Source organism: Pseudomonas sp. gcc21 (assembly GCF_012844345.1).
In the GTDB taxonomy this organism is placed as follows: domain Bacteria; phylum Pseudomonadota; class Gammaproteobacteria; order Pseudomonadales; family Pseudomonadaceae; genus Halopseudomonas.
Window position 1 is genome coordinate 690601 of record NZ_CP051625.1, and the last position, 15536, is coordinate 706136.

At 56.5% G+C, this 15536-nt stretch carries 17 protein-coding genes and 1 other annotated feature; of the genes, 12 read left to right on the forward strand and 5 right to left on the reverse strand.

Annotated features, from left to right (window positions below; translation table 11 throughout):
* Positions 1-242: 242 nt before the first annotated feature.
* Both HG264_RS03315 and HG264_RS03320 read left to right on the forward strand, forming a co-directional pair.
* Positions 243-989, forward strand: coding sequence for a hypothetical protein (locus HG264_RS03315; protein WP_169406319.1), 747 nt, complete (start codon positions 243-245; stop codon positions 987-989).
* Positions 990-1104: 115 nt separating this feature from the next.
* Positions 1105-1512, forward strand: a complete 408-nt coding sequence (locus tag HG264_RS03320) for a helix-turn-helix domain-containing protein (RefSeq protein WP_169406320.1) — start codon at positions 1105-1107, stop codon at positions 1510-1512.
* 1 nt (position 1513) lies between these two features.
* On the opposite strand, the gene HG264_RS03325 is transcribed toward HG264_RS03320, so the two are convergent.
* Positions 1514-2736 (reverse strand): IS3 family transposase gene (locus tag HG264_RS03325; RefSeq protein WP_169406321.1). Its coding sequence is split into 2 segments (ribosomal slippage): positions 1514-2451 and positions 2451-2736, totalling 1224 coding nucleotides; the frame shifts between segments, so codons are not numbered across the junction.
* Positions 2342-2458 (reverse strand) — a sequence feature (AL1L pseudoknot). Its footprint overlaps the gene before it by 117 nt.
* A gap of 52 nt (positions 2737-2788) precedes the next feature.
* Between HG264_RS03325 and HG264_RS03330 the strand changes: the two genes are divergently transcribed.
* Both HG264_RS03330 and HG264_RS03335 read left to right on the forward strand, forming a co-directional pair.
* A complete protein-coding gene (locus tag HG264_RS03330; protein WP_256663845.1) occupies positions 2789-3442 on the forward strand; it encodes a hypothetical protein in 654 nt (217 codons plus the stop codon).
* A 69-nt stretch (positions 3443-3511) separates the two neighbouring features.
* Entirely contained in the window at positions 3512-3802 is a 291-nt protein-coding gene (locus HG264_RS03335) for a hypothetical protein (RefSeq protein WP_169406323.1), read from the forward strand.
* Between the two features lie 159 nt (positions 3803-3961).
* On the opposite strand, the gene HG264_RS03340 is transcribed toward HG264_RS03335, so the two are convergent.
* Complete coding sequence (locus HG264_RS03340) at positions 3962-4108, reverse strand: entericidin A/B family lipoprotein (protein ID WP_150303887.1); 147 nt, start codon at positions 4106-4108, stop codon at positions 3962-3964.
* A gap of 105 nt (positions 4109-4213) precedes the next feature.
* Positions 4214-4861, reverse strand: a complete 648-nt coding sequence (locus HG264_RS03345) for a DUF5666 domain-containing protein (protein WP_169406324.1) — start codon at positions 4859-4861, stop codon at positions 4214-4216.
* Between the two features lie 272 nt (positions 4862-5133).
* Here HG264_RS03345 and HG264_RS03350 point away from each other — a divergent pair, with 272 nt between their 5' ends.
* The 8 genes from HG264_RS03350 (at position 5134) to HG264_RS03385 (ending at position 12721) form a co-directional block, all read left to right on the forward strand.
* Positions 5134-6096: a hypothetical protein gene (locus tag HG264_RS03350; RefSeq protein WP_169406325.1), complete on the forward strand. Its 963-nt coding sequence runs from the start codon at positions 5134-5136 to the stop codon at positions 6094-6096.
* A gap of 337 nt (positions 6097-6433) precedes the next feature.
* A complete protein-coding gene (gene coxB, locus HG264_RS03355; RefSeq protein ID WP_169406326.1) occupies positions 6434-7534 on the forward strand; it encodes a cytochrome c oxidase subunit II in 1101 nt (366 codons plus the stop codon).
* Between the two features lie 34 nt (positions 7535-7568).
* A complete protein-coding gene (ctaD, locus tag HG264_RS03360; RefSeq protein ID WP_218573035.1) occupies positions 7569-9485 on the forward strand; it encodes a cytochrome c oxidase subunit I in 1917 nt (638 codons plus the stop codon).
* 1 nt (position 9486) lies between these two features.
* Positions 9487-10092, forward strand: a complete 606-nt coding sequence (locus HG264_RS03365; protein ID WP_218573036.1) for a cytochrome c oxidase subunit 3 — start codon at positions 9487-9489, stop codon at positions 10090-10092.
* Between the two features lie 33 nt (positions 10093-10125).
* Positions 10126-10506, forward strand: a complete 381-nt coding sequence (locus HG264_RS03370) for a hypothetical protein (protein WP_169406327.1) — start codon at positions 10126-10128, stop codon at positions 10504-10506.
* On the forward strand, positions 10503-11423 hold the full coding sequence (locus HG264_RS03375) for a cytochrome c oxidase assembly protein (RefSeq protein ID WP_169406328.1): 921 nt from the start codon (positions 10503-10505) through the stop codon (positions 11421-11423). The genes HG264_RS03370 and HG264_RS03375 overlap by 4 nt, the downstream gene beginning before the upstream one ends.
* A complete protein-coding gene (locus HG264_RS03380) occupies positions 11410-11829 on the forward strand; it encodes a cytochrome c family protein (RefSeq protein ID WP_218573037.1) in 420 nt (139 codons plus the stop codon). Before HG264_RS03375 ends, HG264_RS03380 begins: the two co-directional genes overlap by 14 nt.
* Positions 11830-11839: 10 nt before the next feature.
* Positions 11840-12721 carry a c-type cytochrome gene (locus tag HG264_RS03385; RefSeq protein ID WP_169406329.1) on the forward strand — a complete coding sequence of 294 codons (882 nt, stop codon included), beginning with the start codon at positions 11840-11842 and terminating at the stop codon, positions 12719-12721.
* A gap of 9 nt (positions 12722-12730) precedes the next feature.
* On the opposite strand, the gene HG264_RS03390 is transcribed toward HG264_RS03385, so the two are convergent.
* Together HG264_RS03390 and HG264_RS03395 are read right to left on the reverse strand one after the other, a co-directional pair.
* Positions 12731-13429 carry an aspartate/glutamate racemase family protein gene (locus HG264_RS03390; protein WP_169406330.1) on the reverse strand — a complete coding sequence of 233 codons (699 nt, stop codon included), beginning with the start codon at positions 13427-13429 and terminating at the stop codon, positions 12731-12733.
* A gap of 114 nt (positions 13430-13543) precedes the next feature.
* A complete protein-coding gene (locus tag HG264_RS03395) occupies positions 13544-15535 on the reverse strand; it encodes a DUF4105 domain-containing protein (RefSeq protein WP_169406331.1) in 1992 nt (663 codons plus the stop codon).
* Position 15536 lies beyond the last annotated feature (1 nt).

Consider the following 15536-nt stretch of genomic DNA (forward strand, 5'->3'; position numbering starts at 1 on the left):
GATTGTTTTTCGGGTACTTTCGGGTCGGCAGTACGAGGGAAACAGTGTTGTTATCCGGAAGCAACGAATATGCAATATGATTGAATTCCGTCTAATCACTGTTATGAAGCGCCATATCGGACATAGAAGGATAGTTAAAGTTTATGGAGACACCTAAAAGGCTACAGCCATCCTCAGATACTTTGAGAAGATTATATTCTTTATCAGGTAATCAATGTGCTTTCCCAGGATGCTGTCATCCCATGTTCAACAACGAAGGTAATTTCGTTGGCCAGATTTGTCACATTGAAGCAGCCTTACCAGGTGGCGAGCGATTTAATCCTAATATGTCTAATGAGGATCGCAGATCCTTCGAAAACTTGATGTTGATGTGCTATGATCATCACGTAGAAACTAACAAAGAGCAGGTTTATCCTGTTGAAAGATTGCAAGAAATAAAGCGGCAGCATGAGGAAATATACAGCAATATTGACCGCTTTGTTCACCAAATGCAGTCTACCATATCCGATGTGACCTCAGGCATAGTCGTTGGTAAGCTTTCTAGTCTGAGAACTCTATACATTGAAGTTTTTGGAGAAGATTTTCGTGAACCGGAGCATGTCGACGAAGAAGTAATAGCGTTTAATTCAGCTTTAGATAGGCTTGCTTCTCTTTCGCCGGATGCAAAACAGGTTTTTGCAATTTCCTTGTCTAGGGCAAAGTACGAATTAAATTTTCTGGGCAGAGAAACCGAGAATATATACGTTGATCCATATGAAATTGAGCGTGTTACGCAGCTAGACCGAAATTACCTGCATTCAATTTTCCAAGAGATAGAACGCTCGGGGGTTTTAAGTTTTGATAATCTTGATGATGGTCAACCAGTATTCTGGATTGTCTTGCAAGGGTGTGAGAGTAATGTCTGGGATATGATTAGACTCTTCTGCATAAAGAAAAACCTAAACATATCGCAAATGGTTTCTGGTCTTAATTTTGCTGCTATCGATTGAATTCAAGGCTCATAACAATCGCAGGCACAGGGACAAATTTTCCGCTGCGCTACAAATTTGCCCGTGCTGCGAGCGTTAGCCAAAACTACCGTAAAATCGTAAGTTGGAGATATAAATGTACCCTGTTTACGAAATCGACAGAGAACAAGCCGAAAAAATAATTAATGTAGAAGAAAACTACCTTAATGATGTTAAAGCAAAAGAAATAAAGCCAGCGAAGCTCTCAGAAACAGTTTCTGCATTTTCAAATGCCGGTGGTGGAGATATATACATAGGTATATCTGAAAATGGTGATAATAAGCATCGTGCATGGGATGGGTTTCAGGACGTAGAAGAGGCAAATGATATTGCTCAAACCCTTTTTCAAGCCCATTCTTTTGGTAACCACGTAATTTTTGAGTTTCTGAAATGTGTCGACTTGCCTGGCTACATATTGCATATCACTGTAAAGAAAGTTAAGGAGATAGTTCGCTCCACTAAGGGAGTGAATCACACCGGGTTTTATGGAGGCCATTTCATTTAAGTCAGGCCGCCATAGCCTGACCGTTGTGTTGCCGGTAGAAGTTTGCCTCAGCTTCTGCCGGCGGTATATATCCGATCGAACCCAGTAGGCGCTGGTGGTTGAACCAATGAACCCATTTCAAGGTAGCGATTTCCACTGCTTCTCGGCTGCGCCAGGACTGACGATAAATCAGCTCAGCCTTATACAAACCGTTGATGGTTTCAGCCAAGGCGTTGTCATAGCTGTCTCCTTTGCTGCCAACAGAGGGCTCTACTCCAGCTTCAGCGAGACGCTCCGTATAACGGATGGAGACGTACTGGCTACCCCTGTCGCTATGGTGAACCAGACCGTCCATTTGGCCTGGCTGTCGGGCGCAGAGGGCCTGTTCCAGCGCATCCAGGACGAAGTCTGTTTTCATGCTGCTGCTCACGCGCCAGCCAACGATTCGTCGAGCGAAGACATCGATAACGAAGGCTACATAGAGCCAGCCCTGCCACGTAGAAACGTAGGTAAAGTCTGAGACCCACAGTTGATTTGGTCGACCAGCATGGAAGTGACGCTGGACCTTGTCGAGCGGGCAAACCGCTTTCTCATCAGGCATCGTGGTACGGATCACATGACCGCGCCGAACGCCCTGTACACCAAGCCGGCGCATCAACCGTTGCACAGTACATCGGGCGACGTGAATGCCTTCTCGCTTGAGTTGCTTCCACACCTTCACGACGCCGTAGCACTGCATGTTGTCATCCCAGACACGCTGGACTTCATCGCTCAACAGCTCGTCCTGCTTAGCACGTGCGCTTCGTAGCTCGGGTTGGCGCGCTCTGGCTGCATACTGGTAGTAACCAGACGGAGCGATCTGTATTACGCGACAGATCGACTCGACTCCATAACGGTCACGATGCTCATCCACAAAGGCGTTCAGGGTTTGTTGCGGCGGTCGAGCTCCGCCTGGGCAAAATAAGCACTGGCTAGGCGCAGAATCTCGTTCGCTTTGCGCAACTCACGGTTCTCGCGTTCCAGCGCCTTGATACGTTCGCGTTCCTCAGTCGTCTGGCCCGAACGTTGGCCGCTATCGGTCTGGTGCTTGCGCACCCAGCCGTGTAGCGTCTGCGGGACACAACCAATCTTGGGCGCAATGGATTCAATGGCTGCCCATTCAGATGGGTAGTCGTTCAAGTTCTCCAGAACCATGCGGACAGCACGTTCACGGACTTCAGGGGAGTAGCTGTTGGATTTCTTCATGCCTCATTCTCTCAAGAGTTGAGGCCTCCACGAAACCCGGTGTGATTCAGATATACCGTTATTCTGTCTTCCCGAAGAATTTCGAGAAACAATGTCGCGCTCAAACATCATGGACCCGGTAGCTTCCATAGAAGCTCTAGTTGCCAAGTCTGACGGCGGTACCTGCCAAGAGCCTTGGAACCCAGATTTTGTAGCTATGGTCGGTCAGAAAATCTATCAAAACATGAATTGTATGCAGGCATGGAAGGTCATTCCGATCACTGCTTTGATAGCTGCCTTGGATGAAATCAGGAACCGAATTTTGAATTTCGTCATAGAGATCGAAAGCGAAGATCCTAACGCTGGCGAAGCTCCCGTGAATTCAGCGAGCGTTCCTCCAGAGAAGGTGCACCAGATTTTTAACACCTATATAAACGGTACCGTTCAAAATGTCGCAACCGGGGGGCATGATTTTCAACAGAACGCTAGCTACGCCGCGCATAACGATGAGTTGTTCAGAGATCTCCTCGCTGCTTTGGAGGGGCTGAACCAGCCCGAGTTAATTACAGAAGTCCGGGAAGAAGTCGAAGGCATGCAAGTGACCCAGGGTACCGAGCATTTTAAGGAACACTACCACAAGTTCATGTCTGTTCTTGCAGATCACATGCAGGTGTTAGGGCCCGTTGTTGCACCATTTCTGCCAGCATTGAGTCAGCTAGTTTCTTAACAAATGCGGCCAAGGGACGCTCCTCACGTCGCGCCCCTGCCGCTAGCGTTATGAATTTCGGGAGTGATCGTGCTCACTGATCTCCAAATGAAGGAGTTGAGAGTGCTCGCCAAAGGTATCCTGGAGCAGGAAAAATGGGAGGTATTGTCTTGGTCGGACGCATTGAATGGCGCATATGCTATTCGACCGACAGAAATGGAAATCGACGAAGAGGCGGAGATTGTGAGGCTTAAGGTAACCAGAATGATGGCGGGGCATTCGATTGAGAAAGAATATTCCAATCCTAAAGAGCATGTCCGCATGATTTACCTGGAATCCGCAAACTCATTCAATATCTATGCCTCCAAGCCTGACTCATAACAAGGGCGTCAATACGCACTCTGAGTGGACGTCAGAGAAGGACGGAGTTGTTGCTGCATACTACAACGAGACCGGGCGCTTGCCCGGGATGACTGCGCGTCAAGCTGGATACGCTCGGCTTGGGCAAGCCGGGCGTAACACATTCCAGCCCGACTAGGCTTAGTAGTTGCGATTTTCCCGCGACTCTCTTTCGATGCCTTCGCCTGCCGCTTCAATATCCTGGCCTGCGCCTTCCATCGTGTTGCAACCGGCAACTGCAAACAGCAGTGTGATACTCAACAGGAATGTTCTGGTTACTAGGTTCATGATTTATCCTCGGTTGGAGAGTTGTTGGATTGCTCTCACTGTTACTGACAGCGAGGCGGCAAAACCGTTCATCGAGTCATGTTATCGAGCCTATGCCCGGCGGCGTCACTGCCGGTTGGCCATGGTTGTTACGTAATCGGCTATGAATACTCGCCCTTCGAAGAATCGGTCATCGAGAGTCCCTGTGGCGACAACCTCATCTCCCGTTTGAAGTTGTTGGTATCCCTCATCATCCAGCGGATTGTTAGTCATTTCGCCCACTGCGACGGTAACTAGCCGGGTCCCGGTGCTGAGCTGGAAGGTTTCGTCCTCGCGGTCTATTCCTGTAATTGTTCCTTGTATCGAGGTGGCGCCTTCTATGATCGGGTAGGTGACCGGAGCGAAGGTTCGCTGTACGCGCGTCGTCTCGTCATCGACAGGGTTGGCAAAGAAATAGGTTCCGATGTTTTCTACGAAAACGCTGCTTGCCTCGATGCTGGTGGCCTCAAAGAATTCGTCGTCAATCACGCCGTCTACAGTGACACGATCTCCCTTGACCAGTTTGTAGGCATCAGCGTCCCGAGCGGCGTCATCCATTTCCACGATGACCGTGGCGTCGCCGTAATCCAGAGTGAAAGCGTTAGGGCTGACGGATTCAACGGTGCCGCTGATGCTTATCCAGCTATCATCCGGCATCTGTTGCGGATCCTGTGCCCACGCTGAAGTAGACAGAACGACAGCACTGCAAGCAGTGATTAGGTCTTTTCTGTTCATCTTGGGTCTCCTCGTTTCGTTGGAGCGCAGGGCGAGCCTTCTTCAGCACGCATTGATTCTTCGGGCTGCCCGTTATTTTTACGTCACTGACGGGCTCTGCAAGTTCCGGAAAATCGCGGACGCTCATCAGAATCTGACCCGGCGCTGGCGTGAGTGGTGCGCCTCCAATGAAACTCTGAGCTGAGCCCGGCAGTCCTAGCTTCCCTAGACCCTGGGGTTATGTCATGACCCGAGTCCACAGCCAGTAAGGCTCATCTTCAGGAGTGTTCCATATGGAAGCTTTACGCGCCGATGTCGCACGTATCGAACGCTACGATAGCTCAGCACGACAATATACGTTGGCGATCATTGTCGACGAGGACCATGCGTCCCGCGTCGCCCTGGAAAGCGGGCAGCACGTGTGGCAGTCCACCTTGCGCTACGACCGCCTCTACCGGAACCCGGACCCTTCTACCGGTAAGGTGACATTCAGATTCGAAGATGTACCCGCTGCGAAAGGCGGCGAACATCAGCTGGTGAGCCTGATGGCTGAAGCTGGCCGGGGTGCGGAGTTTTCCGAGTTGGTAATGTTCGGCAAACGACTGGTCACCTTTGATGACCGTACCGGCCTGGTATGTGAGGTGCGCGACGAGAATCAACTGGTGCCCAGGCATATCCTGATGACGGGCAGCGGGGACGAGGAATTCAAAGGCTTCAAGTCTGAATGGGCGACACTCAAGGACGATCATTTGATCGTAGGTAGCCATGGAAAGAAGCCAGCTGAAGAATGGGTCAAGATACTGGACCGCAACTACGGCCTGCAAAGCGTCGACTGGCATGAGCGTTATCAGAAGATGCGTGAGGCGTTGCGGGTTGGGGAGCACGGCTATGTCATCCATGAGGCTGCCGAGTGGCATCCCTATCGCCGCGAATGGCTGTTCTTCCCGCGCAAGGTGTCTTCAGAGCCGTTCGATGAAGCCATTGACGAGCGTGAGCGCGGCAACAACACGTTGCTGATCGCGAACGAAGACTTCAGTGATATCCGCGTCGTTGCGGTAGGTGAACGTGTGCCGGAGCGCGGTGTTTCGTCGTTCAAGCTTCTACCGGGGCATTCTGACGAATGCGTCGCCCTCAAGAGTGTCGAGATTGGTGATCGCACCGAAAGCTATCTGTTTTGCTTCAATCTGGACGGGACGATACTGCAGGACGACATTTTTATCGGTGACTACAAATGCGAAGGACTGGAAATCCTCTGAGTTCCAGCGAGAGGCATGGTCGCGCTTGCCCGGCGTGGCCAGCCTGAATGCAGTTGGGTGTCAGCGGCGCTCGGAATCAATCGAGAGGATCACTGTCCCAGAGGGACATAGCTGATCGCCGTGTAATCAGGCAGCGGTGATCGCCGAGTGAACCGGGCGCTTGGCTCCGCCAGCCGAGGACGGGTGGCCGATAACCTGCCGTCACACAGCTCAGTGAGATACCGGTAACAACAGGCGCTCTGGTCGTTATGGAGGTAGCCGCCATCAACATCGCAACCATTATTTTTCTTATCGCAACGGGCCGGGATCGCTGGCCCGACAGCTCTGAACTGGCCGTATGACGCATCGATGCAGCAACGGGCTGATGTTGGCGACGGCATTGCTGGCCGAATCCTCGATAGCCAGCCCACCCAACCAGACGGCGCTCGTGCCCGCCAGTGATCAGGCCGCCGGTATCGCTTCGTTATGGATGGCGATGTTGGTCGGAGGCTGCCTGATCTTCGCTGCGGTGATGTTCATTCTGGCAGTGGGTTTATGGCGCGCGCGGCGGCAAGAACGCCGGTTGTCCTATGTTGCCAGTCGTAATCTGGTAATCGCCGCTGGCGTGGCTGTCCCGTTGGCAGTGCTGATCGCCCTGGTGGCAGGGAGCCTGTTTCTGGGCAATAACATTTCATCCAGGCCGCCGGATGGCGCGCTGCACATCGAAGTTATCGGTTGGCGCTGGTGGTGGGAAATCCGCTACCTGGATCCCGACGGCGAACTGATCGCCACCACCGCCAACGAAATCCACGTGCCGGTGGACCGCCCGGTACGATTTTCGCTGACCTCCGAGGATGTGATTCACAGCTTTTGGGTGCCTAACCTTCACGGCAAGACCGACCTGGTACCCGGCCAGACCAATAGCAGCTGGTTCACCGCCAGGCGAGCCGGCATTTTTCATGGCCAATGCGCAGAGTTCTGTGGCACCCAGCATGCGCTGATGGGCTTCAGGGTCATCGCACAGCCGGCAGCAGAATTCAAAACCTGGCTCGCGCACCAGGCGCAGCCCGCACGTCGGGCAGATTCACCAATGCTGCAGCGTGGCCGTGAGGCCTTCGTTTCCGCTGGGTGCGCTAGCTGCCATGTGATTCGCGGCGTCACGCCGCCAGCCCTGGCGAACGCAGCGAAGACTGACAGCAAGGATCCGCTTTCTGCCGATGTCCGCGGCCTGAGCAAGGCCCGGACTGCAGCCAGAGATAAACCGGTACCTGCGCCGGATCTGACCCATTTCGGCTCTCGCCTGACGCTCGCCGCAGGAGCGCGACCCAATACAGCAGGGCATCTTGGTGGCTGGATATCTGATCCGCAGGGCATCAAGCCTGGCGTATTGATGCCGCCAACCATGCTCGAGCCCGGCGAACTGACCGCCTTGATCGGCTATTTGCAAAGCCTGCGGTGAAGTTAACCCGCTGCTGACAGAACAAGGACCGCACGTGACCCAAGCGACAGCCAACATGCCCGGATCCACATCCTCAGCGCATTCGGATCAGGCCACCGCCGAGCTGGACCAGACCTGGGCGTCCCCACCCGGGTTTATCGGCTGGTTCACCCACGTCAATCACCGCAAGATCGGCTTCCGCTTCATTATTACCTCGCTGGTCTTCTTCGCGCTGGCCGGGGTGCTGGCGCTGCTGATGCGTTTGCAGCTGATTACGCCGGAGAACAGCCTCATCGGGCCCGAGCTCTTCAACCAGCTATTCACCATGCACGGCACCACCATGATGTTCTTCTTTGCGGTGCCGATCATGGAGGGGCTGGGCATCTATCTGGTGCCATTGATGATCGGAACGCGGGATATGTGTTTCCCGCGTCTGAACGCCTTCGGCTATTACGTGTATCTCATCGCCGGTATCGTTCTCTACTTGTCGTTGTTCCTCGGCATGGCACCAGCGGCCGGCTGGTTTGCCTACGTGCCGCTGGCCAACAACATATTCTCGCCGGGCAAGGGCATGGATATCTGGACCACCATGATTACCTTCATCGAGCTGTCGGCACTGACCGCAGCGGTGGAGCTGATCGTCACCATCTTCAAGCAACGGGCGCCCGGCATGTCGCTTGATCGCATGCCGCTGTTCGTCTGGGCGATTCTGGTGATGTCTTTCATGATCGTGTTCGCCATGCCCACGGTGATGGTGGGCAGTATCCTGCTGATGCTCGACCGTACCCTGATGACCCAGTTCTTCGTGGTCGCCAGCGGGGGCGAGCCGTTGCTGTGGCAGCACCTGTTCTGGTTCTTCGGGCATCCGGAGGTGTACATCATCTTCGTGCCGGCCCTCGGCGTTCTGTCGGCAATCATCACTACGTTCACGCACAAGCGTCTGTTTGGCTATACGGCAATGGTGCTGTCTCTGGTTGCGATTGGCTTCGTTTCCTTCGGCCTGTGGGTACACCACATGTTCACCACCGGCTTGCCGCATCTGGGGCTCAGTTTTTTTACCGGGGCCAGCGCCATGATCGCCATACCCAGCGGCGTGCAGATCTTCTGCTGGATCGCGTCGCTGTGGGGCGCGCGTATACGCTTCGCTACGCCTATGCTGTTCGTCCTGGGATTCTTTGCGGTATTCGTGATCGGCGGACTGACCGGGGTAATGGTGGCGTCGATCCCCTTCGATATGCAGGTGCACGACACCTATTTCGTGGTGGCTCATTTCCATTACGTGCTGATTGGTGGGGCCGTGCTGCCATTGTTTGGCGGGATCTATTACTGGTATCCCAAGGTGACCGGCCGGTTGATGTCCGAACGGCTCGGGCGCTGGAGTTTCGCGCTGATATTCATTGGTCTCAATGCCACATTCTTTCCCATGCATCAGCTCGGGTTGGAGGGCATGCCGCGACGTGTCTACACCTATCTGGAAACCATGGGCTGGGGGAACTTGAACCTGTTCATCAGTCTCAGCGCTTTTGTGCTTGCGCTGGGTTTCGGACTGACCTTCCTGAATATGTGGATGAGTCGCTTGCGCGGGACGCCTGCCGGCCCGAACCCATGGGACGCCGACTCCCTGGAATGGGCAACCGACTCGCCACCGGCCAATTACAATTTCCGCCATATTCCGGTCCTGCGTAGCGGGACGCCGCTCTGGGACGACGCCATCGCCAATGAGCGTCAGTTTGTCACCGGCTTGCGTGATGACCGCCGCGAGGTGCTGGTGACCACACTGGTCGATGCTGAGCCGCAGGCCGTGGTGATACTGCCACAGCCGACTGTTTGGCCGTTTTTGCTTGCCGTGGCGGTGAGCATTGGCTTTATCGGAACGATATTCAGCCCATGGGGATTCTGGGTCGGTTTTTTCCTCAGCTTCTGGATGATCGTTGGCTGGTTATGGCCGCGCCGGCCGTGGCAGGAGAATTGACGTGCGCGAACGCTTCGTAATCGATGTCGGTGACTTCTCACGCTTCAATCCCGGCCGGCAAGCGCCGGTCTGGTGGGGCATCCTTGGGCTGGTAGTGATCGAGGCCACCGTCCTCATGGCATTTGTCGCCACCTATTTTTATCTGCGCCTCATGGCCCCCACCTGGCCACCGGAAGGAGTTGAGCCGCCGCCCCTGTTGCTGCCGTCAATCTCCGTGGCGCTGTTGCTCGGAAGCTCCATGACCATGCAGTGGGGCAGTAAATGCATCGAAAATGAGCAGTACAACCGATTCGTGATAGCGATGTTTGCGTCGGTGGGGCTGGCCTGCACTGTGCTGATGCTCCGTTGGCAGCAGTTCCAGGAGTTGGGCATGCGCTGGGACGAACACGTTTACGGCTCGATTGTCTGGACGATTACGGGCTTCCATTTTGTGCACCTGATATCGGCTGCGGCCGGCACGCTGGTCGTCGGGATCCTGGGCATCAAGCGTTACTTCAATCCGCAACAGAAGATTGGCGTGGTGGTCGACACGTTGTATTGGAATTTCGTGAGCCTGGTGTGGATCCCGCTGTATCTGGTCGTTTATTGGGTACCGAGATGGCTGTGACTGGGCGATTGGTAATCATGAGCGGAGGCTGTTGTGACTGACACGCGTGCCGATGTGAACAGCGGACCTGGTGTTCTCGCGCTGATTGGGGGCTGGGGATTGGCTCTTGCGGCGTGGGGCCTGCATCTGGCGATCAGCTATAGCATTGTCGAGTGGTACTGCAACCGGGGCGGAAATGTCGCTCCACAGAGCATATCGCTGGTCTTGAATATCGTCGCCCTGTGCATGCTGGTCATCGCCGGGGCTGGCCTGTACCTGGCCTGGCGCAATTGGCGTGCGGTCCGCCAGCTGGGGCATGAAGCCAGCAGTCGCAGCCGCTTCCTGGCCGCGGGCGGTCCGCTTATCAGCGCCTTGATGCTGGGCGTGATTGTCATGCAGAGCATACCCAACCTGGTACTGAGCCCATGCCAATGAGCCGTTTATGCCTGACGATGATGGTCGCGCTGGTGTCCATGCCGAGCCATGCCCATCTTGTCGGGCCGGCGAGCAGTGAGTTTCATTGGTGGCATGTGGACCCGGTTGCGGTGGCACTGCTGCTTGTTATGGGGGTGGCCTATGCAATCGGCATCAGGCGGCAGAGTCGTCGATCGCAGTCTGATGCTGCCGCATTCAAGCGCCGCCAGTGGTATTTCTGGGCAGGTTGGCTGACGCTGGGGATCGCCCTGGCTTCACCCCTTGATCCGCTGGGTGAGCAGCTATTTGCCGCGCACATGCTGCAGCATGAAGTGATGATGCTGATCACGGCGCCCCTGCTGATATTGAGCCGTCCCGGCGCCGCCATGTTGCGCGGCGTGCCGCGCATGGTTGGGCTCGGCGCGGGCGCGCTGTTGCGCGGACACGGTCTGCGCTGGTTCTGGGCCTGGCTTGCCACGCCGTTGGTCGCCTGGCTGGTGCATTTTGCGGTGCTATGGGGCTGGCATCTGCCTGCGCTGTTTTCTGCGGGCCTGGAAAATACCTGGGTTCATGCGCTGCAGCACCTGAGTTTTTTCTGGGTGGCTCTGCTGTTCTGGTGGGCGTTGGTACGGGCGCGCCAGAACGGCTCTGCGGTGGGCGTGCTGTATCTGTTCACCACCGCTGTACATGCCAGTGTACTCGGCGCGCTACTGACGTTCTCGCCTGAAGTCTGGTATGCGCCTTATCTGCGGACAGCGCCGGCATGGGGTCTGAGTGCGCTGGAAGACCAGCAGCTGGGCGGCTTGATCATGTGGGTGCCATCCGGGCTGGTGTATGTCGTGGCGGCTTTAATGGAAGTTGCCAGCTATATGCGCAACAGCGCCCGTCGCGCGGAGCAGATCGATAGTGCAAGAGGAGCCGGTCATGCGCAGCAGTAGGGCATTCGCGTCGCCGCTGCGTCGGCTGGTCAAAGGCACGCGCCCTGTGCGATCAGTAATGGTGCTGTTAACGCTCGCGATGCTGGCGGGCTGCCCGGATTTGCACTGGGGAACCGACGAATCCGAAGCGCAGGCGCAGCACGGCGCTCAGCTGACACGAGAATATGGCTGCGGCAGTTGCCACCTGATTCCCGGTATAACCGGGGCGGACGGACTGGTCGGGCCAAGCCTCGAATTGATTGGTCGGCGCGCCTATCTCGGTGGGGTAGTGCCTAACCAACCGGAGAACATGGTGCGCTGGCTGATGAACCCACAGGGAGCGGACCCGCGTACGGCAATGCCGAACCTCGGCCTGACAGAAGAGGAGGCCAGAGCCATTTCCGCTTATCTGGATACACTGAAGTGATTGGAACGAAATGACTATCTCGCGACGCAAGAAGCCGATTGTCTACGTAATGGCTACGTTGTTGGGGCTGATGTTGCTTGGCATCGTGGGCGGTTTGTTGTTCGTCTATCTGGGCGTGTACAACGTCTCGGCCCTGAAACAGCACACCCAGCCAGTGTATGCGGTAGTCGACAAAGCGCTGCGCGCCTCCATCAGTCAGCGTGCGGAGGAGATCAACGCACCGCCGCTGGAGGGTTTCGATTGGCAAGGCGAGGGCCTGCGGCTGCATCGGGACAATTGCGTGCAATGCCATGGCGCACCAGGCGTAGCCCCTGACGCATTCGCGCTGGGCATGACGCCGGTGCCGGCAGCCAACGCACGCATGGCACGCGACCGCAGTGCCAAGGAGTTGTACTGGGTGATCAATCACGGCATCAAGATGTCCGGGATGCCTCCTTGGAAGTATCGCCTGAGCGAGCAGCAGATGTGGAGCGTCGTGGCATTCATCAAGCAATCGGCGCATCTGAGCGCTGAGGATTATCAGAAGCTGGTTGCTTCCCTCGGCGCGCCGGAGCCCAGCCCAGGAGCTGCGGCCTCGCCTGCACGCGCATCAACCGGCGAAACGCCAGAGGAGAAAGGTTCTCTGGCAGTTCAACAATATGGCTGCGTAACCTGCCATGCCATTCCGGGCATTACCGGGGCGGTCGCGCATGTCGGACCGCCATTGGGCGGCATCGCCAACCGCGCATTCATTGCCGGGGTGCTACCGAATACGCGGGAAAACATGATCCGCTGGCTACGTTCACCGCAGGAGGTAGACCCGCTCAGTGCCATGCCCGCTTTGGGTGTGACCGAAGAGGACGCCGAGAACATGGCCAGCTTTCTGGCGACCCTGAAAAACAGGCGGCCCTGATCAGCGTACCTAACTATCGTGGCCGATAGCGTAAGCGATAGCTTCGTTGACATGAATCTGCGTCGTGTCATACAGCGGCACGGTGCTGTGTTGTTGTTGAACCAGCAGGGCAATTTCCGTGCAGCCCAGGATCACGGCCTGGGCACCGTTCGCAGCCAGTTCATCAATCACAGCGAGATAGCGGGTTCGCGACTGTTCCGTGACGATGCCCTGGCAGAGTTCAGAGTAGATGATGTCATGTACCAGGGCGCGATCCTGTGCTTCCGGCACCAGCACGTCTATGCCTTGGGCTTCAAGGCGCTCCCGGTAGAAGGCTTGCTCCATTGTGTAGCGCGTGCCGAGCAGGCCGGCCCGGGTGATGCCGTCAGCTTTGAGTACGCCAGCCGTCGCATCGGCGAGATGCAGAATGGGAATGCCGATGCGTTGCTGAATCGCTGGCGCCACTTTATGCATGGTGTTGGCGCAGATGAGCAGAAAGTCCGCACCGGCCGACTGCACCGCCACCGCAGCATCGCCGAGCAAGGCGGCGGCCTGGTCCCAGTTATCCTGCGCTTGCATCTCGGCGAGTTCCGCAAAGTCGATGCTATGCAGGATAATCTTGGCCGAGTGCAATCCGCCGAGCTGCTGGTTGATTCCCCGATTGAGGGCAGTGTAATAGCTTTGTGTGGATTCCCAGCTCATCCCACCGAGCATGCCGATTGTTTTCATGTAGGCTCCTTTTCATCAACGTCACGTTAGGCTTTTTGTCGAGAAAGACCAGCATAGTTCGGCAGGCGGCGATGTGGACTAAATTTGCCAGGCGCTACATGGATCGGACACGAGTCAGGGGAGCTCCAGCCCGCCAGCGTCCCGGTGCAACTGGCGCAGCAGATCACCCAGCTGACTGATGTTGGTTCGGGTTGATTCAAGCTCGGTGACCTGGTCAGGCGTCAATAGCCGTTGGACTCCTTGATCCAGCGATTGGAGCCTGTCCAGCAGCGCACGCTGCCGCTTGCCGCTGCTGTCTTCCAAGGCCTGCCATTCTTCCGGTTGGGGTAGCCCGTAACCGTCAGGGAGCAATTGCGCAGGCCGGCTCAAAAAACTGCTCTCTAGCATCGCCTGGCGCATCAGATCCGCCGTCTCGCTGAGATCGTGATCAGCCAGACGGTCAGTGGATAGATAACGTTTTTTCAGCTCGTGCCTGATTGCCAGAGCCAGGCGATGCAGCGCCGCTTGTTCCAGTAGCAGCAACGCCGCCGCAGTTCGGTGATCTGACTTGGCGAACCAGCGCTGGCGGTCTCGGGCGGGCCAGTCCAACCAGCCCTCCACTTCGCGTGGCGGTACTTGAAGCCGTTCGCGCACCACCGAATACATCCGCTGATAGCGTTCGCGATAGGAATCAAAAAACAGGCCTTTACGCAGTGCCTCGCTGCGGTTTTGCAGCACCGAGGTGTCGGCAAGGCCACGCGCTTCGAGGCTACGTAACAAGCCGATGGGCGTCATGCTATCGAGGTCGCGCAGCGCTCGATGGTCACTGCCGCTGCGCAACAGCTTCAGGGTCTCGACTGCACAGTTATTGGAAATGAAATAGTAGGTGCCGTCATAGCTCCAGTGCATTTCCGCGGCGCGCCTGGCCAGGCCAAGCTGCTGGGCTCGATCCAGACGCAGCGGGATAGAGCTCAGGCTGCGCAGCTCCTGTTTGGTGTACTCGTCCACGACCTGATTGAATGGCAATAGAAACAGTCGCGAAGGGTAGTTGCCGATCAAGCCATCCCAGCTGGAGAGCTGCACGTCATTGACGAAAGCTCGAAACGACAGCACCAGATGGTGCTCGAGATCAAGCAGGCAATCAGGCCCGCGTGGCCTGCCTGGCGCGCACATAACCAGACGCAGCATGCTGTGCCCCCAACGGCTTGCCCAGGCATCGTTTGGTTCGGCGAGCAGGTAATGCACCTGATAAATGCGCTCGGGGTCCAGCCAGCCCAGGGCGGGACTGGAAGCGTCAAGGCCGGCGTTAATGAACGGAAGTTCGCCGGCACAGTTGGATGGGAAGCGCGGTGCCCAGCTGAAATGACGTGCGAAATACGCATGAAGCGCAGGGCGACGGCAGCGGTATTGCGGGTCTGTCAGGAAATACTCCAGATTAACGGCTACGAATTCCCGTGGACTGGTCAGCTCGTAATCGTCAGGGGTGCGAGTCAGCTGGCGGTTTTCCAATTCTCTCTGCCCGCGCTCGCCGACCCGTTCCGGCCAGCCGGCCAGGTCAAGCAGGCGAGGGTCATCACTGAGGGTATATCGCCGGCTGACCTGACCACGGCATTCTGAAGGTAGCCCGATAGCACTAAGCGTGTCGTGCCGAACCTGGCAACGCCGCAGCAATTGCTGATAGTCGTTCGGCAAGTACATGCCACGATCGTAAAAGTGCGCGATTTCATGCACAAGGGTGGCGACTAGCTCGCGCTGCAGTGTGCCGTGTGTGCGGCCCGCCGGCAGAACGGCGTTATCGCCGGCTATCAGTGCTGACAGAAATCGGCGGTTGAGCTGCAACTGGCCGCCCGGGGTGGCGCGTCCGATGACTTCGGTGGGCAGGGTGGTTATCCATTCCACCTGTATCGGGCGGCCCAGTTGCTGGACCAGCTGAGGCGGCAGGATATTGCTGGTGTGTTCAAGCAATGTGCGGCTGGCTGCTGCTTCTTCAGCGGTGAGCGACTTATCAGCCAGCTGCCACTCAAGTGCAGCTTGTGCCGGGCTAGTGGCTAGCAAGAGTGCCAGACCGGCGCAGCGCAGAGCCAAACGGGCGAGGCGACTGCGCTGCAGCAGTCGGGCGCTACCCATG